This window comes from Pseudohaliea rubra DSM 19751 (genome assembly GCF_000764025.1).
GTDB lineage: Bacteria > Pseudomonadota > Gammaproteobacteria > Pseudomonadales > Halieaceae > Pseudohaliea > Pseudohaliea rubra.
The window spans coordinates 1-17352 of the sequence record NZ_KN234751.1; the positions used below are offsets into that span (position 1 = coordinate 1).

Genomic DNA, 17352 nt, shown 5'->3' on the forward strand with positions numbered 1-17352 from the left:
CGCCCCAGCCCAGCTCGCGCAGCTTCCCCTGGCGGCTCCGGGCCGGCGCCAGGGCCGCCGGCGGCCGCCGGTAGCGCTGCTCGATGCACGTATAGGACAGCCAGGCAAGCGCCAGGGACAGGGCGAGGGTCAGCCACCGGTTGCTGTCCGCATCCGGCCGCGCCAGCTCTAGGTAGACGACTACAGGCCAGTGCCAGAGGTAGAGCGAGTAGGAGACGCGGCCGATGGCCACCAGTGGTGCCCGTGCCAGGAGCCAGCTGACGCCCGTGTCGCTGTCCTTCGTTGCGGCGAGCAGGGCGGCGGTGCCTAGAACCGGCCAGAGCGCATTGCTCCCGGGAAAGGGTGAGGTCTCGTCGAGCAGGACCATGGGCAGGGTGCAGAGCAGCAGGCCGGCGACGCCCAGTGCCCCGGCGCTGCCGCGGTGCGCCCGGAGCTTACCGCCATAGCGACCGAGGAGCACACCCGCGAGCAGCTCCCAGGCCCGCCCCGGAAGCAGGTAGAAGGAGGAACTGCTGTCGATCGTCATCAGGCTGACGTTGACCAGAAAAGAGATCAGCAGCAGTGCCGCCAGGAGCAGCCACGGCCTGCGCAGCCGGGCACTGACAAGCAGTAGCGCGGGCAGCAACAGGTAGAACTGCTCCTCGACGCCCAGGGACCAGGTGTGCAGCAGCGGTTCCGTGGCGATATCGAGGCCGAAATAGCTGGTCGCACTCTCCCAGAAATAGATATTGGGGACCAACAGCAGCACGCTCAGTGTCGCCTGCGCCAGGCGCAGGAGCTCGCCGGGAAGGAGCAGGAAATAGCCGGCGACGAGGGTGACCGCCAGCATGGCCAGCATGGCCGGCAGCAGGCGCCGGGCGCGGCGCGCGTAGAAGCGCCGGACGCTGAAGCGCCCCCCGGCGATATCGCGGGAGACGATCGTTCCCAGCAGGTATCCGGAAATGACAAAGAAAATATCGACCCCGACGTAGCCGCCCGGTAGCCAGGCGAAGCCGGCATGGAACAGCACGATGGGCAGGACGGCGAGGGCCCGCAGGCCGTCGATCTCCGGCCGGTACGCCATGGCGCCCCTTGAGTCGGGCGCCCCTGAGCCGGGTGCCCCTGAGCCGGGCGCCCCGTTCACCGGGCCCGCCAGGCTGTCAGGGCCAGCAGCTTCAAGAGCAGTAGCGTGACCAGGCAGGCGATGATGATCGGCAGGGAGCCGAAGCTGGTAAAAGGCGTGTGGCCAAGCATGGAGCGGGCATCGCCCACCAGCGTGGCCTCTTCGAACTGTGCCGTGCGCGCGAGCACCCGACCGCGGTGGTCGATGATGGCGCTGACGCCGTTGTTGGTCCCCCGGAGCAGGTAGCGACCGTTCTCCAGCGCTCGCATGCGGGCCATTTCCAGATGCTGCAGGGGGCCGATGGATGCCCCGAACCAGCTATCGTTACTGATCGTTACCAGCAGGTCCGCCCTGCGCGCGCCCCGGGCCACCAGCCCCGGGTAGACGATCTCGTAGCAGATGAAGGGCGCTGCGCGGTAGCTGCCGGCGCGCAGCGCGTCCTGGCCCGCGGGGCCGCGACTGAAGTTCGACATGGGCAGGTCGAAGAAGGCGATCAGTCCCCGCAGCCATCGCTCCAGGGGCACGTATTCGCCGAAGGGCACCAGCCGCTGCTTGTGGTAGAGCCCGGACCCCTGGCCGAGGGCGAGGATACTGTTATGGTAGACCCCGGCCTCGGGGGCCGTGGGAATGCCGGTGATCAGGGTGCTGTCGGCGAGCCGCGCGCGGCGGTCGATGGGGTCGAGGAACGCACGCGCGTCGCGATAGAGACGGGGAATCGCCGATTCCGGCCAGAGGACGATGTCGTGTTCGAGCTGCGGCCCGATGGCAGTCTCATAACGGTGCAGGATGTCGCGGTAATAGCGCCGGTCCCATTTCTCCTTCTGGGGAATGTTGGGCTGGTAGAGGGCGACCGAGATCGGCAGCTCACTCGCCGGTGCCACCCAGTCGACCTGTTCGAGCATCCGTCCGCCGCCCCAGAGCACGACGAGGAGGGTGCTGTAGACGAGCAGGGCTATGGGCCGGCGGCTGCGCCAGGCCAGAAACAGGCAGCTGGCCGTGAGCGCTACAGCAAAAGACACGCCGTAGACGCCGGCGACCGGCGCCCAGCCGGCGAGCCAGCTATCCAGGTGGGCATAGCCGAGGAAAAGCCAGGGGAAACCCGTGAGCAGCCAGCTGCGCAGCCCCTCGAAGAGCACCCAGAGGGCGGGAAAGCCGAGCAGCATGCCCCCGGGCAGCGGGCGGATCCAGGCGGCGTAGGCCGCCGCAAAGGCCGCTGGCAGGAGCGCCAGGCCGGCACAGAAGAAGACTGTCAGCAGCGCCGCCAGGGGCACTGGCGCTGCTCCGTGGACGTGGATGCTGACATAGACCCAGGAGGCACCGGTGCCGAAGAGTCCGGCGCCGAAGAGCCAGCCGCGCAAAGCACCGAGGCGCGGGCTGCAGGTGCATAGGCTGTAGCCCAGGAGAGCGACCCCCGCGATGCCCGTGGGCCAAAGGCCGAACGGTGCGAAGGACAGCGTGAGCAGCGCGCCGGCGATGGGCATGAGCACGCTCATCCAGTGCGCAGGCTCGCGCCGGGCGCCGCTGGCGGTGGTGCGGGGCAAACTCAGTCGTCCACGGGCCGCATGCGCAGGCTGTGGATCTTGCGCTGGTCTGCGTTGATGACCTTGAACTCGAAGCTGCCCACCTGCGTGGTCTCATTGCGGGCAGGCATGTGACCGAAGGCGTGGATGACCAGGCCGCCGATGGTGTCGAACTCCTCGTCGCTGAAGCCGGCCTCGAAATACTCGTTGAAGTCTTCGATGGGGGTCAGCGCCTTGATGAAATACTCGTCGTCACCGATGCGACGGATGAACTGGTCCTCTTCGACATCGGTTTCGTCCTCGATCTCGCCGACGATCTCCTCGAGCACGTCCTCGATGGTCACCAGCCCGGCAACGCCGCCGTATTCATCGATGACGATCGCCATGTGGTTCCGGTTCTGGCGGAACTCCCGCAGCAGCACGTTGAGACGCTTGCTCTCGGGAACCACCACCGTCGGTCGCAGCAGGTCACGGATGTCGAAAGTATCGGTCTCCTTGCGCAGGATCTGCGGCAGAAGATCCTTCACCAGCAGGATGCCGAGCACGTCATCGGGGTTGTCGCCGATGACCGGATAGCGGGAATGTGCTGAGCGGATGATCTGCGGCAGGATCTCCTCGAGGCTGCTCTCGGCCTTGATCACCACCATCTGGGCTCGGGGAATCATGATATCCCGGGCCTGCATGTCGCTCACCTGCATGGCGCCTTCGATGATGCTGCGTGCGTCCTCGTCGATCACCTCGTTCTCGGCGGCGACGCTGAGTACGTCCTCGAGGTCCTGCCGACTGCGTGGCTCCGAAGAAAATAGCTGGCCGATTTTGTTGAGCCAGGAGCGCTCGTCTCCGTCCTGGCCGGTGCGGTCATCACTCACAGTGCAGGTATTCCTCCGCGGCTTCGCCGCCGTAGGGACAAGGCAGCCCCAGGCTGCCGAGGATTTCGGTTTCAAGGGCCTCCATGGCGACGGCTTCCTCCGTCGCCTGGTGATCATAGCCGAGCAGGTGCAGCGTGCCATGAACCGCTAGGTGCGCCCAGTGTGCCGCCGGTGCCTTACCCTGTTCCCGGGCCTCGCGTGCGACCAGCGGAGCGCAGAGAACGACATCGCCGAGGAGCGGAAGATCCAGGCCGGGCGGTAGGTCGGCGGGGAAGGACAGGACATTGGTCGGGCCGCTGCGGCCACGGAAGCGCTCATTCAGCGCCGCCATCTCGGCGTCGTCGACCACCCGCAGGGCGAGCTCCGAAGCGCCATCGCGCCCGGCGCCGGCCAGCGCGGCACCGATCCAGCGCTCGAAGTCTTCTTTCTCGGGCACGGACGCCTCACAGGCCTGCTGTACCACGAGGTCGAGCGTCATGATCGGCGGCTGTTTTCCAGGCTGGTTGCGCGGTCGTCGTGCGCGTCGTAGGCCTCTACGATGCGCTGTACCAGCGGATGACGCACCACATCGCCATTGGCGAACCACGTGAAGCCGATGCCGTCGACACCCTCGAGGATCTTCGCCACGTGGGTGAGCCCGGACTGCGCGCCCCGGGGCAGGTCGATCTGGGTCGCGTCCCCGGTAATCACCGCCGTGGAGCCGAAACCAATGCGGGTCAGGAACATCTTCATCTGTTCGCGGGTGGTGTTCTGCGCCTCGTCGAGAATGATGAAGGAGCCATTCAGGGTGCGGCCGCGCATGAAAGCGAGCGGCGCCACTTCGATGATGCTGCGTTCGATGTACTTGTTCACTGTCTCGAAGCCGAGCATCTCGTAGAGGGCGTCGTAGAGCGGGCGCAGGTAGGGGTCGATCTTCTGCGCCAGGTCGCCGGGCAGGTAGCCGAGTTTCTCGCCGGCCTCCACAGCCGGACGCACGAGGAGAATGCGGCGCACCCGCTCCTCGAGCAATGCCTCCACCGCGCAGGCTACGGCGAGGTAGGTTTTGCCCGTGCCTGCGGGGCCGATGCCGAAGTTGACGTCACACTGCTTGATGCTGCGCACGTAACCCTGCTGGTTTCTCCCCCGGGGCTTGATCGAGCCGCGGCGGGTGCGGATCACCTGCAGCGGTTCCACCGCGGAGTCGTCGCCGGCTTCCCGCGCGGTGCCGTCCCGGGCCTCGAGGCCGGCCTGCTGCAGCTGCAGATGCAGGGACTCGGGGGTCAGCGCCACGCCCTGGCAGATCTCGCCATAGAGATGCTCCAGCAGGTCTGCGGCGCTCTGCGTCGCAGGCTCCGGCCCGGTCACCAGGAACTGATTGCCTCGCGCGGCAATACGAACGCCCAGCCGGTCTTCGATCTGGCGCAGGTGCGCGTCGAGCTGGCCGGAGAGCATGGCCAGGTGGCGGGCGTCGTCAGGTTCCAGGGTGAGGCTGAATTCTACCGCCTCGTCATGTGGGGTTTCGTCGGTCAAGGTGTCCGGTGCGGCAGCTGCCGTTGCATGAGTATCTGAGAATAACGGGGATTCGCCGGCCGTCAACCTGCGGATGCGGCCGCGGCGGTGGCGGGCAGGGCGCCGCGGAGCGAGTTCGGCAGCGCCTCCTCGATCCGCACCTGGACGAACTGGCCGATCAGCGCGTGGTCTGTACAGGCGAAATTCACCACGCGGTTGTTTTCTGTGCGGCCCTGGAGCTGCCCCGGATCCTTTTTTGAGACACCGCTCACCAGGATTGTCTGTGTGCTGCCCACCATGCGCCGGCTGATTGCCTGCGCCTCCTGGTTGATGCGCGCCTGCAGGATATGCAGTCGTCGCTTTTTGGTTTCCTCGTCGGTGTCGTCACGCAGCTCGGCCGCCGGGGTACCCGGTCGGGCGCTGTAGACGAAACTGAAGGACGTATCGAAGCCGATCTCTTCTACCAGTTTCATGGTGGCCGCGAAGTCCGCCTCGGTCTCACCGGGAAAGCCGATGATGAAGTCAGAAGAAATGCTGATGTCCGGCCGCAGCCTGCGCAGCCGGCGGAGCTTTGCCTTGTATTCCAGTACCGTATGGCCGCGCTTCATGGCGGCCAGCACCCGGTCCGAGCCGCTCTGCACCGGCAGGTGCAGGTGGTCCACCAGCGCCGGGATTTCGGCGTAGCAGTCGATGAGCGCGTCGGAGAACTCCACCGGATGCGAGGTGGTGTAGCGGATCCGGTCGATGCCCGGCACCTGGGCTACGAAATGCAGCAGCTCGGCGAAATCGACGATCTCCCCGAGGTGACTCTCGCCCCGGTAGGCGTTCACGTTCTGGCCGAGAAGGGTTACCTCGCGCACGCCGCCGGCGGCGAGCTGGCTGACCTCGAGGATGACATCGTCGAGGGGTCGGGATACCTCTTCGCCGCGGGTGTAGGGCACCACGCAAAAAGTGCAGTATTTGCTGCAACCTTCCATGATGGATACAAAGGCCGTCGGTCCGTCGACCCGCGGTTCGGGCAGCCGGTCGAATTTCTCGATCTCGGGGAAGCTGACATCGACCACCAGGGTACCGCCGGGGCCGCGCTGCTCCATCATCTCCGGTAGCCGGTGCAGGGTCTGGGGACCGAAGACGAGGTCAACGTAGGGTGCCCGCCGGCCGATCTCGGCCCCTTCCTGGCTGGCCACGCAGCCGCCGACGCCGATGACGAGGCCGGGGTTCCTCTCTTTCAGGTGTTTCCAGCGGCCGAGCTGGTGGAACACTTTCTCCTGCGCTTTTTCGCGGATGGAGCAGGTGTTCAGCAGCAGCACGTCGGCCTCTTCCGGGTCGTCCGTGGGCACGAGGCCATGGCTCTCGCGCAGCAGGTCCTGCATGCGCGCCGAGTCATACTCGTTCATCTGGCAACCGTGCGTCTTGACGTACAGTTTTCTGGCCACGTGGAATCCCCGGGCGATGCCCTGTGCTCCTGTAGATCAAAAGGCCGCGCAGTATACCGGTGCCGGCCGGCCAAACCTAGGGTCGATGGTTTTTGCCGTTTTTGGTGGTACCATGATCTACCGTTCGCGGACGGGGGGCTGTGATTGCGCGCTGTCGGCGTATGCTGCCCCGCGGCACCCTTCACGATCTCCAGGTACGGCTTACGTTCACGGCACTTTCGCGAAACTGTTTCAGGAAACCATCTCAGGAAACTATCTCAGGAAACCATGGCGCAGCAACCGGTGTACAAGGTCATTTTCCAGAACGGCAGTGAGGTCGTTGAGGTCTATGCCCGGCAGATTTACCAGAGTGACCTGTGGGGCTTTATCGAGATCGAGGAGTTTGTTTTCGGCGAACGGTCGCAGCTGCTGGTGGACCCGAGCGAGGAAAAACTTAAGAACACCTTCAGTGGTGTGAAGCGCAGCTATATTCCGCTTCACTCGGTGCTTCGTATCGACGAAGTTGATAAAGAAGGTACCGGCAAGATCTCTGAGGCCAAACCCCGCGGCAACGTCGCCGCCTTCCCCTTTCCCCCGAATCATCCCGGGCAGCACGGGCCTGAGGACTGAGCGGGATAGCGATGGCGTTCTGGAGGATGACCCTGTGAACGAAACGATACTGATTGAGAACGGTACCATCCTCGACGGCAACGGGGCGCCGCCGGTGCAGGGCAGTGTGCTGATCCGCGGCGGTAAGATCGTTGCCGTGGGTGCCGGCGCCGGTCCCGGGCCCGGGCCGGAGGCCGTCCGGCGGATCGACGCCACCGGTCAGACCGTCATGCCCGGCCTCATCGACGCTCATTGTCATCTGTCCTTTGATGATGCGGGCTCCAACGCGGAGATTTTTCACCAGCGTCGCGATGCGCTGTCCGCGCTGGTCGCAGCCTACAATGCGAAGAAACTGTTGCGCGCGGGGGTGACCGGGTTCCTGGATCCGGACTCAACCTTCGAAAATATGCTCGACCTGCGCGATGCTATCGAGGCAGGCGTTACCGCTGGGCCGAGAATGGCTTGCGGGGCCTATGCTCTGATCACGGGCGTTGGCGGTACTGCAGGACGGCTGATCGCCGACGAGGGGGTGACCGGTTATTACAAGGTGGTCAACAGCCGCGATGAGATTGTCCGCGAGGTCAGGCGCCAGGTGAAGATCGGTGTCGACTGGATCAAGGTGCACGTCACCGGGATCATTCCCCGGCAGGCACAGCGGGGTGAGGTTTGCGTCTGGACCGCTGACGAATTGAAATTGCTGTGCGACACCGCACATGACCTTAACACGCCCGTGATGGGGCATTGTCGTGGCGCAGACGCAACGAAGCTCGCAGCAGAGACCGGCTTCGATCTGATCTTCCACGCGACGGGAATGGATGACGCGGCCCTTCAGGCGGTCATCGACCGGAAGGTGCCGCTGGCGCCGGCGTTCACGCTCCAGGCGAATATCGTTGATTACGGAGACCGGCTGGGGACCGACCGGGAGCTCGTGGCGCTCTTTGAGCGCGAGATTACAGACTCCGCTGATACCATAAAGGCTGCCTACCGGGCGGGCGTGCCCCTGCTGTGCGGCTCCGAATCGGGCTTTTCTCTGGTGCCCTACGGTGACTGGCACTGGAAGGAGCTGGAAGTGTTTGTCCGGTACTTCGACATGAGCCCTCTGGAGGCGATCCGCTGCGCTACGGCCGAAGGTGCGCGCGCCCTGCGCATGGAAGGCCGGGTGGGCCAGCTCACGCCCGGTTTCGAGGCCGATATCCTTTGCGTGCAGGGACGCGTGGACCGGGATCTGTCGCTGCTGGGCGACAGCGACAATATCAGACGCGTTTTTCTCGCCGGTGTCGAGCAGGACCTGACGCCACTGCCTCCCCGAAAGCCTATTCCGGGCTGGCGCCTTGCCGGCATGGGCAGCATGCTGACCCGAGAGGTTGCCCTGAGGGGCCCGCAGGCCGAGCCCTTTACCGTTGAGGAGCTGCACTGAGAGAGTCGTCGCTGCAGCCGGCAACGGCGAGGATCATGAGCCAGCGTCGACAAAATCCAGGGCGAGCACATCGCAATGCACGCGCAGTAGCGAGCCCAAAGCGACATGCTCTGGATGCTCCAGATAGGTCCGCAGGGCTTCTCTGTCCGCCAAAGTCACGATGATGCCGTGACTATAGCCCTGAGCCCGGTCGGTGATGTTGTCGCCGGCCTTGATGGAGACCACGCCGGGAACCTCATCCGCCAAGGCCCGCACCCTGGCGAGCAGCAGCGCCATCTGCGACGGGGACGTGCCGTCGCGCGCCCTGAGCCAGACAAGATGATATAGCATTCGCTTTGCCTCAACTCAGCTGCAGGCCGTGGTGCCTGATCGGCAGGCGCCGGATGCGGCGCCCCGTGGCGGCAAACAGGGCATTGAGAACCGCTGGCGCCGTGGGCGCCAGGGCCTGTTCGCCGACGCCGGTGGGCACTTCCTGGCTGTCGATGATATGCACCTCGATCCGAGGCATCTGGTTGAGGCGCAGCACCGGGTAATCGTGGTAATTGCTCTGCAGGATACGCCCTCGCTCGAGGACGATCTCTTCGCCGGCGACGGCGGATAATCCCATCGCGATGCCCCCCTGCAACTGTGCCTCGATGTTCAGCGGGTTGACGGCGAAGCCGCAATCGACGACGCAGACGACGCGCTCGACCCGGTAGTTGCCGTCGTCAGTACTGACCTCCGCCACTTGCGCGATGGGCGTCACGGAGTAGACCCGCGCCGCTACGCCTCGCCCCCAGCCTTCGGGCAGGGGCGCATCCCAGTCGCTCTTTTCCCGCAGCATGGCGAGCACAGCGCTCATACGCGCGTTGCCCCGGGCGAGATGCTGGCGCACGTCGAAGGAGTCGCGACCGCCGGCGTAGGCGAGCTCGTCGAGGAAGCATTCATAGGCGACGCCGGTATGCGAGTGCCCGACGGAGCGCCACTCCTGGGGCGCCACGCCGACCTTGGGCGGGTTGTGCGTCTCCACCCGATGGTTGGGGATCGCATAGGAAGTACCGTAGGAAAACACGCCGAAGGGTTCCTGCAGACAGCCATCGAGGGAGTAGATATCCATGCCGTCGACCATGTACGCGGGATCATGCTTTGTATGCTGCATGATCGACTGGCCGACGACGGTCTGATGCCAGGCGAGGGGCATGCCGTCGTCATCCACGGTGCCGCGCAGCTTGTGCACAAAGAGTGGTCTGTAGAAGCCGCTGCGAACGTCTTCTTCTCGCGACCAGATCACCTGCACAGGGACGGACTCGCCACGGGCGACCTCTACGGCCTCGATGGTGAAGTCCGCGGTCTTGCTCGAGCGCCGCCCGAAGCTTCCGCCCATGAGGGGGCGGTGAATGGTCACGGCCTGTTGCGGAAGGCCGAGGAGGGCGGCTACCCGCTCCTGGTCGTTACTCTGGTACTGGGTGCCGGACCAGATCTCGCAGCGGTCCGTCTCGACGCGCGCCGTGGCGTTCATCGGTTCCAGGGTGACGTGGGCGAGATAGGGCAGTTCATAGACGGCCTCCAGGGGTTTCTGAACGGCCGCCAGGACGCTGAGGCTGTCGCCGATATCCTCGGCGAGCATGCCTGGTTTGTCGGCCAGGACCCGGTACTCCTCGAAGAAGCCTTCGGAAGAAAGGCCCGTATTCGGCCCCTCGTCCCAGGTCACGGTGAGCGCGTCGCGGCCCTTGCGGGCTGACCAGTAATTGGTCGCGAGCACGGCGACGCCGTTGCTGATGGCCTTGGCCTTGACGACCCCGGGCACCTTCAGAGTCTCGCTGTCTTCGAAAGACTGCGGGCGCCCGCCGTAGGCTGGGGAGCGGAGGATAGATGCGTAAAGCATGCCCGGCAGCTTGATATCGATCCCGAAGCGCGCTTCTCCCGTGACCTTGGAGCGGCCTTCGAAGCGGCGCCGGTCGCGGCCCAGCACCGTGAAGTCCGCCGGTGTTTTCAAGGTCACGGACTCGCGCAGCGGGATGTTCCGCGCCTGCGCGACGGCGACGAGCTCACCATAGCCGGCCTGCCGGTCGCCTGCGCGGACCACGCCGACCTGCGCCGTGACCTGTTCCGGGGGAACGTCCCACTCGGCGGCGGCGGCGTCCATCAGCATGGCCTTCGCCTGGGCTCCGGCGGTGCGCAGCGGCTCCCAGAGACTGAAGACGGTAATGCTGCCGGCGGTCAGGTATTCACCGAAGACCGGAGAGTAATACTCGGGCCGGGTCGGTGCCGCTTCGAGGCGGATGGATTCCCACGGCACCTCGAGCTCTTCCGCCACCAGCATGGGGATGATCGTGTAGGCCCCGTTACCGAACTCCGAGTGGTTTGCGAGGATCGTGACCGTACCGTCAGTATCGATGCGAAGGAAGGCATTGACCTGCAGGGGCGCCTCGGCGCGCGCGGCGCGGCTGCCGCTGCCTCCCGGCAGGGCGAAACCGACGAGGAGAGCGGCGGCACCGCTGCTCTTGAGAAAAGCGCGGCGGCTCAAGCTGCCGATGTTCGTTGTGTCAGCCATGGTCGCCTCCCGCCGTCCTGTGGCTCGCGGCGAGCTTTACCGCTTCGCGGATGCGCTGGTAGGTGCCGCAGCGGCAGAGATTACCCGCCATTGCCGCATCGATTGCCGCGTCGTCAGGGGCCGGGTTCTGCTCAAGGAGCAGCGTCGCCGCCATGATCTGTCCTGACTGGCAGTAGCCGCATTGCGCCACGTCCAGCTCGAGCCAGGCTTGCTGTACGGGGTTGAGCTCACCGCTCGCGGCCAGAGACTCGATGGTCTGCACCTGGGCGTCGCCGACGTCGCCGAGGGGGAGGCTGCAGGCGCGTACTGGCCGCCCGTTCAGGCTGACGGTGCAGGCCCCGCACAGGCCCATGCCACAGCCGAACTTGGTGCCTGTCAGCGACAGGAAATCGCGGAGAACCCACAGCAGCGGCGTATCCGCTTCCGCGTCCACTTCGTGCCGGGTCCCATTAATCATAACGCGGTACATAGCACCTCCCCCGGGCGGGCCTGCCCCTTGGCCGCGGCGTGGTGGTGATGCGCCGTACAGCAGTTGTGGTCACCTTGCATACATTTTTACCTTTTATTGAATGCACTCTACATAGTAGTGTAGTGTAGTGCGTGCGGTATGGCACGGAAAACGGCAGCACAGCTTCATCGCCCGACATAGCAATAACGAACAGGGATAAAGAGGCGCGGCGTGACATCGAGGTCTTCACCGACCCAGGCAGAGCTCGTGAGGCTCGGTCTCGAGCGGGACATCTTCAGCGGCAGGCTGGCGCCGGGCGCCACGCTCAATGAGTCGCATATCGCTGAGGCGTACGAGGTCTCGCGCACGCCGGTGCGCGAGGCGATCAGTGCCCTCGTGCGCGCAGGCCTGATCACCAAGCAGGCGCAGCGGCGTGCTGTCGTGACGCCCCTGAATGTCGAGAAGCTGCTGGAGCTCTTCGAGGCGCTGGCGGAGCTTGAGGGCATTGCTGCGAGGCTCGCTGCGGAACGCATGAGCCGGCCGGAAAAAGAGGCTCTGCTCGATCTGCACCGGCGCGCCCAGGCCGTCGTCGACGGGGAGCCGAATACCTACTCCGACCTCGGGCGAGAGTTTCACCGGGACATCCTCAAGGGCTGCAAGAACAGCGCGCTGATCCAGGCGACGGCTGCGCTGGCGACCCGCGTGAATCCGTTTCGCCGTTTTCAGGTGCTGGCTCCGGACCGGATCCGCACCAACCAGTCCGATCACGAGCGCATCGTTCGCGCCATTGTCGACGGCGACGGAACACGCGCCGGTGCGGCTCTGCGTCAGCATACGAGCGACCAGGGCGACATGCTCGTGCGCTTCATCGCCCTGCACAAGGTGAGCTACTCCGATACCTCCACCCAGGGCCGTCCCGCCAGTGCCGCTGGCTATGGCACGCAATCCGGAGATCGATGATGACTGACTATCGCGTTGACAGCTTCCAGGCGGCCGCGCGCACGCTGCGCAACATGGACCTGCGACAGGCGCTTTATGACGAGGGCGGCATCCTCATGGAGCGGGTCCTCGTCAACCTGCATGGCGATGAGCACCGCAACCGGCGAGCTGTGGAGAGCCAGCTCTTCCGCAAGAACTTCTTCCGCCTTTACGAGAGTGAGATCTTTCCGGCATTGCTGGAGGAAACCCTCGACCAGTTTCTCGTCGAAGATGCGCTTGATCTAAAAGCTCTCGGCTACCGCATCATGGTGCACGTGTCCCTTGCCTTCGCGGGTATTGATCGTGTCGACAGCAGCGTTGAGGAGGCTGATACGCTGCATCGGCTGCTCATCCATCTGGGGCAGGCCGCCACGATCGGCCAGTATCATGGCGATCGTGCCGGGATCATGCAGGAAATTCTCTCCGCCATGGAAGAGTTCGACCGGCGCTTCTTTCAGCCCTCGCGGGCTCGCCGGGTGTCGCTGCTCGAGCGCTTTGCCGATGGCAGTCTCGAAGAGGCGGAACTGCCACGGGATATCCTGACGGTGCTACTCATGAATGATGACATGGTGCAGCTGCCGGACGAGATCCTCATGAAGGAGGTGGCGTTTTTTTACCTCGCCGCCTCCCACACTTCCGTGCATTCGCTGGTGCATGCGACCAACGAGCTCTTCACCTGGTTTCGGGCGCGCGGCGGCTCGCCACAAGAGCTCCTTGCTGAGCCCCGCATCCTGCAGCGGTTTGTCCACGAGAGCCTGCGCCTGCATCCATCCAGCCCCGAATCCTGGCGTCGAGCCACCTGTCCGCTCGAGGTGCCTGGTCAGGGTGAGGTCGCTGAGGGCAGCAAGGTGGTCATCGACCTGCAGCGGGCGAATCGCGATCGCAGCGTCTTCGGTAATGATGCCGATTGTTTCAATCCCTACCGCGAACGGCCGCCACAGGTGAGCCCGGCGGGTCTGTCCTTCGGCGGTGGGATGCACGTGTGCCTCGGCATGAACCTGGTCGCCGGCACGATCCTGCGCAGCGATGACCAGTACGATCCCGAGAACCATCAGTACGGGACGCTGGCAATTATCATCGGCGAACTGCTGGGGCGGGGTATGCGCCCGGACCCGGAACGGCCGCCGCGAAAGATCGAGGCCTCCGAGAGGGACGTCTGGGCCGAGTACCCGGTGCGCTTTGACGGCGCGAGCGCCGCATGATGGGAGAGTCCGCCACCCTCAACCGCTACGAGGCCGCTTTCGAGGCGCTTTGTGACCGGCGCTTGCGCCAATCCATGTACGGTGAGTGCGACGTACTGATGGGCGACGTGCTCCTGACACTGCACGGGGAGGCGCACACGGCGCGGCGCTCCATGGAACTGAAGCTTTTCCGCCGCAATTTCATCCATTATTACGAACGTGAGGTCTACCCCGGCATCGTTCGGGAGACCCTCGCCCCTTTCCTCGCGTCGGGCGGCATGGACCTGCCGGAGTTCGGTTTCCGCGTGAACATCAACCTCTCGGCGAGCATAGCGGGCGTTGACCGCGAGCAGTCGGCCGAGGAGACCGAGGCGCTCCTCGCACTCGTCCGCAAGTTCAGCGAGGGCGCCACCCTTTTCCACTCCACCCGCGACAAGGCGGAAGTGGTTGATGAAGTGGCCGCGGCCATGGCGGTTTTCGACGAGCGCTTCTTTCAACGCTCCCTCGCTCGCCGTGAGGCGCTGCTCACCGAGCACGCCGCCGGCCGTCTTGCCGAGGAGGATCTGCCAAGGGATGTGCTCACGGTGCTCCTCGCCAACCGCGAAGCCCAGGGCCTCTCCCTCGAGACGATCCGCCGTGAGGTGGCCTTCTTCATGCAGGCTGCTTCCCACAGCACGGCCAACGCCATGGTGCACGCCTTCCATGAGATCATCAGCTGGTGCCGTGAGCATCCGCAGGACGCAGAGCGCCTTGCAACGGATGTGCTCTTTCTGCAGCGCTGCGTCCACGAGAGTCTCCGCCTGCATCCGGCGAGTCCCGTGGCCTGGCGCACCACCACCTGCCCCTTCGCTTTGCCCACGGGCACAGACGTGGCAGAGGGTGACAGTGTCGTCATCGACCTGGCGGCGGCGAATCAGGACCCGGCTATTTTTGGCGCCGACGCGGACCGCTACAACCCGCACCGCACCGTGGCTGAAAGGAAGCCGCCCTATGCCCTGACGTTCGGTGTCGGCCTTCATACCTGCTTCGGTCGCGAGCTCGCCGGCGGCTCGCTGCCCACTGCGGCCACTGTCGCGGAGGAACACCCCATCGGCACGGTGACCAACCTGCTGAAGACCCTGTTCGAGCACGGTGCCGCGCCGGATCCGAAGCACCCGCCGGTACCGGACCCGGACACGGAGCGCGCTAACTGGAAGCGCTACCCTGTGCTGTTTATGAGGACACCCGCATGAGAAGTGCCTTGGTCACGGGCGGCGGCAGCGGCCTTGGCGCCGATATTGTGCGCGCTCTCGCTGCAGCCGGCTATCGTGTCGGTATTCTCGATCGCGATCCGGGGTCCGCGCGGGCGGTGGCGGACGGCATCGCCGATGCCGTTGCCCTCGCGGCGGACGTCGCCGACGCTGATGCCCTGGCCGCGGCGCTCGCGGACTTCGGGGCGGCGCCGGACCTGCTCGTCAACAACGCTGGCATCGTCCGCTTTGGTGCCCTTGAGGAGCAATCCCCCGAGGATTATGCCGCCACTGTGAATGTGAACTTCCTGGGCAGCTGCCTGTGCGCTCGCGCCGTTGCGCCCGGCATGCTCGAGCGCGGGTCCGGTCATATCATCAACATCACGTCCGTCAACGGGGTGCATCCGGCGCCTGGCATCGGTCTCTACGGGGGCACCAAGGCCGCGATGGCCTGTATGACTCAGGCTATGGCCCTCGAATGGGGGCCGCGCGGCGTGCGGGCCAACGCTATCGCGCCGGGCTTCATCGACGCCGGCATGTCCAGGCCCATCTACGAAAATCCGCAGGCCCGTGCCGTGCGTTCCGGAGGTGTACCTCTGCGTCGCCTCGGTGAAGCGGCGGATATCGCTCATGCGGTCCTGTTCCTCGACTCAGAGCAGGCGGCCTACATCAACGGCCACGAACTCGTCGTCGACGGTGGTGTCATTAACAGCGTGCTCGCGCAGCTGCCGCGCTCCTAGGAAGATCATGGACCGTAACCTCATTATCAGCGGCGGCATCTCCCACGATTTTGCAGACACGTCGAGGGCGATCGCGGCGCTTCTTGCGCCTCTGGGCATTCAGTCAATTATCAGCGACGACCCGGAAGCGGCGCTTTCGCAACTCGACGCCGGCAGCTTCGCCATGGTCACGGTGAATGCGCTGCGCTGGCCCATGGAGGGTGAGAAGTACGATCACTGGCGCGATGAGTGGGCCTTCTCCCTGTCGCCGGCGGGACGAACAGCCCTGACGGGGTTTGTCGAGGGAGGCGGTGGCCTCCTGGGTCTGCACACGGCGGCTATCTGCTTCGGGGATTGGGCGGGCTGGTGTCAGCTGCTCGGCGGAGCCTGGCGCTGGGGGCAGTCCTGGCACCCCCCGCTGGCGCCCGTGTCCGCCAGGCCTACGGTGGGCGGCGCTGCGGAGGGCCTTGAAGCATTTACCGTCGTGGATGAGCGCTATTCGGCGCTGGCCCTCGCCGATGGCATCGAAACGCTCCTTGTCGCTGACGATGAGGAGGGCAGGCCACAGCCGCTCGCCTGGCGCCACTGCGTAGGCGCAGGTCGCGCCGCCTGCGATCTGCTCGGTCACGACGCAGCCTCCCTGGCCGTGCCGGGGCATGCCCGCACCGTGCGCAGCCTTGCCCTGTGGGTGCTGGGGCGCACCGTAGAGGAGGTGGCGGCATGAGCAAGCTCGCCGGCAAGTCTATTCTCCTTACCGGAGGGGGCTCGGGCCTTGGCCGCGGTGCCGCGGCCTTTTTCGCCGAGGCCGGCGCGCTGGTGACGATCTGCGGGCGTAGAAGCGAGCGCATTGAAGCCGTTGCCCGGCAGATTGGTGACCGTTGTCGTGGCGTCGCGGCGGATATCACCCGGGCAGCGGATCGCGAGGCGCTGGTTGCCGCAGCCCTGGAACACGGCGGTGGCCTCGATGCCCTCGTCAATAATGCCGGCAATATGTATCGGGGGCCGGTGGAGACCCTCGACGAAGACAGGCTCCTCGATCTGTTCCATGGCAATGTCGTGGCGGCGATGATGCTTACCGGTCTGTGCACGGAGGCCCTGGCGGCGCGTCGTGGGGCGGTTATTTTCGTCGGCTCCGTGCACACGCGTCGTGCCTTTCCCGGCGTTTCTCCCTATGCGGCCAGCAAAGGCGCTGTCGAAGCGCTGTCCCGGGTGCTGGCCGCCGAGCTGGGGGAGCGGCAGATCCGCGTCAACTGCGTACTGCCCGGTGCCGTTTATACAGAGATCAACCAGCGGGCCGGGCTCCTGGACGACGAGTCAGCACGGCAGCGCCTTGAGAGCATTGCACCGCTGCACGCCCTCGGGCGCATCGGTACGGAGCGTGATATTGCCGAGGCCATGGCCTATTTGATCGGCTCTGACTGGACCACCGGCGCGACCCTTGAAGTTGACGGGGGCCTTGGTCTTGGCCTCACACGCGATTGATTAACTGACAGGGAAGGGAAGACATGGCGGCAACTGACACCATGACTGTGCAGGTAGTGACCCGCGAGGGTCAGCAGCTCCGGGTTCCTCTCGAGGAGGGCCACGCGACGCTCATGCACGCCCTCTATGATGCGGATATCGGCGTGGAAGCAAGCTGTGGAGGTTGCGCAGCCTGTGCCACCTGCCACGTGCTGATAGATGAAGCCTGGGTTGACCGGTTGCCGCCGCGGCGCCCTGAAGAGGACACACTCCTTCGCTTCCAGGCGCATTTCGACCCGCGTCGCTCGCGGCTGTCCTGCCAGCTGGACGTCGAGCCTGCGCTCGATGGTCTCGTCTGCGCTATCGCACCGGAGGAGTAGGTC

18 protein-coding genes are annotated in these 17352 nt (G+C 65.3%); 9 read left to right on the forward strand and 9 right to left on the reverse strand.

Features of this window, described 5'->3' with window-relative positions; all coding sequences use genetic code 11:
* From HRUBRA_RS04150 to miaB, 6 genes are all read right to left on the reverse strand, one after another.
* A partial coding sequence (locus tag HRUBRA_RS04150) for an acyltransferase family protein (RefSeq protein WP_144244377.1) occupies positions 1 to 1063 on the reverse strand: 1063 nt, incomplete at its 3' end.
* 56 nt (positions 1064 to 1119) lie between these two features.
* Positions 1120 to 2643, reverse strand: a complete 1524-nt coding sequence (gene lnt / locus HRUBRA_RS04155; RefSeq protein ID WP_236629778.1) for an apolipoprotein N-acyltransferase — start codon at positions 2641 to 2643, stop codon at positions 1120 to 1122.
* A 2-nt stretch (positions 2644 to 2645) separates the two neighbouring features.
* Positions 2646 to 3491: an HlyC/CorC family transporter gene (locus tag HRUBRA_RS04160; protein WP_035514809.1), complete on the reverse strand. Its 846-nt coding sequence runs from the start codon at positions 3489 to 3491 to the stop codon at positions 2646 to 2648.
* Complete coding sequence (gene ybeY / locus HRUBRA_RS04165; protein ID WP_035514811.1) at positions 3484 to 3969, reverse strand: rRNA maturation RNase YbeY; 486 nt, start codon at positions 3967 to 3969, stop codon at positions 3484 to 3486. The genes HRUBRA_RS04160 and ybeY overlap by 8 nt, the downstream gene beginning before the upstream one ends.
* Positions 3966 to 5000: a PhoH family protein gene (locus tag HRUBRA_RS04170; protein ID WP_035514812.1), complete on the reverse strand. Its 1035-nt coding sequence runs from the start codon at positions 4998 to 5000 to the stop codon at positions 3966 to 3968. The genes ybeY and HRUBRA_RS04170 overlap by 4 nt, the downstream gene beginning before the upstream one ends.
* A 62-nt stretch (positions 5001 to 5062) precedes the next feature.
* The gene (miaB, locus tag HRUBRA_RS04175) at positions 5063 to 6415 is read right to left on the reverse strand and encodes a tRNA (N6-isopentenyl adenosine(37)-C2)-methylthiotransferase MiaB (protein ID WP_035514814.1); all 1353 of its coding nucleotides are present in this window, start codon (positions 6413 to 6415) and stop codon (positions 5063 to 5065) included.
* A gap of 267 nt (positions 6416 to 6682) precedes the next feature.
* Here miaB and HRUBRA_RS04180 point away from each other — a divergent pair, with 267 nt between their 5' ends.
* Complete coding sequence (locus tag HRUBRA_RS04180) at positions 6683 to 7024, forward strand: DUF1820 family protein (protein ID WP_035514816.1); 342 nt, start codon at positions 6683 to 6685, stop codon at positions 7022 to 7024.
* 34 nt (positions 7025 to 7058) lie between these two features.
* Positions 7059 to 8420: a metal-dependent hydrolase family protein gene (locus HRUBRA_RS04185; RefSeq protein WP_052094367.1), complete on the forward strand. Its 1362-nt coding sequence runs from the start codon at positions 7059 to 7061 to the stop codon at positions 8418 to 8420.
* A gap of 33 nt (positions 8421 to 8453) precedes the next feature.
* Here the strand turns inward: HRUBRA_RS04185 and HRUBRA_RS04190 are convergent, their stop codons facing one another.
* From HRUBRA_RS04190 to HRUBRA_RS04200, 3 genes are read right to left on the reverse strand one after another with little or no spacing between them, the layout of a single operon-like run.
* Positions 8454 to 8750, reverse strand: a complete 297-nt coding sequence (locus tag HRUBRA_RS04190; RefSeq protein ID WP_035514817.1) for a Dabb family protein — start codon at positions 8748 to 8750, stop codon at positions 8454 to 8456.
* Positions 8751 to 8760: 10 nt separating this feature from the next.
* Positions 8761 to 10953 (reverse strand): xanthine dehydrogenase family protein molybdopterin-binding subunit, encoded by a 2193-nt coding sequence (locus tag HRUBRA_RS04195; RefSeq protein WP_035514818.1) that lies wholly within the window; start codon positions 10951 to 10953, stop codon positions 8761 to 8763.
* Positions 10946 to 11422 (reverse strand): (2Fe-2S)-binding protein, encoded by a 477-nt coding sequence (locus HRUBRA_RS04200; RefSeq protein WP_035514819.1) that lies wholly within the window; start codon positions 11420 to 11422, stop codon positions 10946 to 10948. The genes HRUBRA_RS04195 and HRUBRA_RS04200 overlap by 8 nt, the downstream gene beginning before the upstream one ends.
* Positions 11423 to 11632: 210 nt before the next feature.
* Between HRUBRA_RS04200 and HRUBRA_RS04205 the strand changes: the two genes are divergently transcribed.
* From HRUBRA_RS04205 to HRUBRA_RS04235, 7 genes are read left to right on the forward strand one after another with little or no spacing between them, the layout of a single operon-like run.
* Positions 11633 to 12361, forward strand: coding sequence for a GntR family transcriptional regulator (locus HRUBRA_RS04205; protein WP_084592438.1), 729 nt, complete (start codon positions 11633 to 11635; stop codon positions 12359 to 12361).
* A complete protein-coding gene (locus HRUBRA_RS04210) occupies positions 12361 to 13581 on the forward strand; it encodes a cytochrome P450 (RefSeq protein ID WP_035514820.1) in 1221 nt (406 codons plus the stop codon). Before HRUBRA_RS04205 ends, HRUBRA_RS04210 begins: the two co-directional genes overlap by 1 nt.
* Positions 13578 to 14792 (forward strand): cytochrome P450, encoded by a 1215-nt coding sequence (locus tag HRUBRA_RS04215; protein ID WP_052094369.1) that lies wholly within the window; start codon positions 13578 to 13580, stop codon positions 14790 to 14792. Before HRUBRA_RS04210 ends, HRUBRA_RS04215 begins: the two co-directional genes overlap by 4 nt.
* Positions 14789 to 15529: an SDR family NAD(P)-dependent oxidoreductase gene (locus HRUBRA_RS04220; protein WP_035514821.1), complete on the forward strand. Its 741-nt coding sequence runs from the start codon at positions 14789 to 14791 to the stop codon at positions 15527 to 15529. Before HRUBRA_RS04215 ends, HRUBRA_RS04220 begins: the two co-directional genes overlap by 4 nt.
* Positions 15530 to 15536: 7 nt before the next feature.
* Positions 15537 to 16232: a ThuA domain-containing protein gene (locus HRUBRA_RS04225; protein ID WP_052094370.1), complete on the forward strand. Its 696-nt coding sequence runs from the start codon at positions 15537 to 15539 to the stop codon at positions 16230 to 16232.
* A complete protein-coding gene (locus HRUBRA_RS04230) occupies positions 16229 to 16990 on the forward strand; it encodes an SDR family NAD(P)-dependent oxidoreductase (protein ID WP_035514822.1) in 762 nt (253 codons plus the stop codon). The genes HRUBRA_RS04225 and HRUBRA_RS04230 overlap by 4 nt, the downstream gene beginning before the upstream one ends.
* Before the next feature lie 23 nt (positions 16991 to 17013).
* Positions 17014 to 17349: a 2Fe-2S iron-sulfur cluster-binding protein gene (locus HRUBRA_RS04235; protein ID WP_201771529.1), complete on the forward strand. Its 336-nt coding sequence runs from the start codon at positions 17014 to 17016 to the stop codon at positions 17347 to 17349.
* The last annotated feature ends 3 nt before the right edge of the window (positions 17350 to 17352 follow it).

What these genes read in the sequence shown, in the direction of transcription:
- ybeY (WP_035514811.1), bottom strand. Translation starts at nt 3,969, where the DNA reads ATGACGCTCGACCTCGTGGTACAGCAGGCCTGTGAGGCGTCCGTGCCC.
- HRUBRA_RS04180 (WP_035514816.1), top strand. Translation starts at nt 6,683, where the DNA reads ATGGCGCAGCAACCGGTGTACAAGGTCATTTTCCAGAACGGCAGTGAG.
- HRUBRA_RS04190 (WP_035514817.1), bottom strand. Translation starts at nt 8,750, where the DNA reads ATGCTATATCATCTTGTCTGGCTCAGGGCGCGCGACGGCACGTCCCCG.
- HRUBRA_RS04195 (WP_035514818.1), bottom strand. Translation starts at nt 10,953, where the DNA reads ATGGCTGACACAACGAACATCGGCAGCTTGAGCCGCCGCGCTTTTCTC.
- HRUBRA_RS04200 (WP_035514819.1), bottom strand. Translation starts at nt 11,422, where the DNA reads ATGTACCGCGTTATGATTAATGGGACCCGGCACGAAGTGGACGCGGAA.
- HRUBRA_RS04210 (WP_035514820.1), top strand. Translation starts at nt 12,361, where the DNA reads ATGACTGACTATCGCGTTGACAGCTTCCAGGCGGCCGCGCGCACGCTG.
- HRUBRA_RS04215 (WP_052094369.1), top strand. Translation starts at nt 13,578, where the DNA reads ATGATGGGAGAGTCCGCCACCCTCAACCGCTACGAGGCCGCTTTCGAG.
- HRUBRA_RS04220 (WP_035514821.1), top strand. Translation starts at nt 14,789, where the DNA reads ATGAGAAGTGCCTTGGTCACGGGCGGCGGCAGCGGCCTTGGCGCCGAT.
- HRUBRA_RS04225 (WP_052094370.1), top strand. Translation starts at nt 15,537, where the DNA reads ATGGACCGTAACCTCATTATCAGCGGCGGCATCTCCCACGATTTTGCA.
- HRUBRA_RS04230 (WP_035514822.1), top strand. Translation starts at nt 16,229, where the DNA reads ATGAGCAAGCTCGCCGGCAAGTCTATTCTCCTTACCGGAGGGGGCTCG.
- HRUBRA_RS04235 (WP_201771529.1), top strand. Translation starts at nt 17,014, where the DNA reads ATGGCGGCAACTGACACCATGACTGTGCAGGTAGTGACCCGCGAGGGT.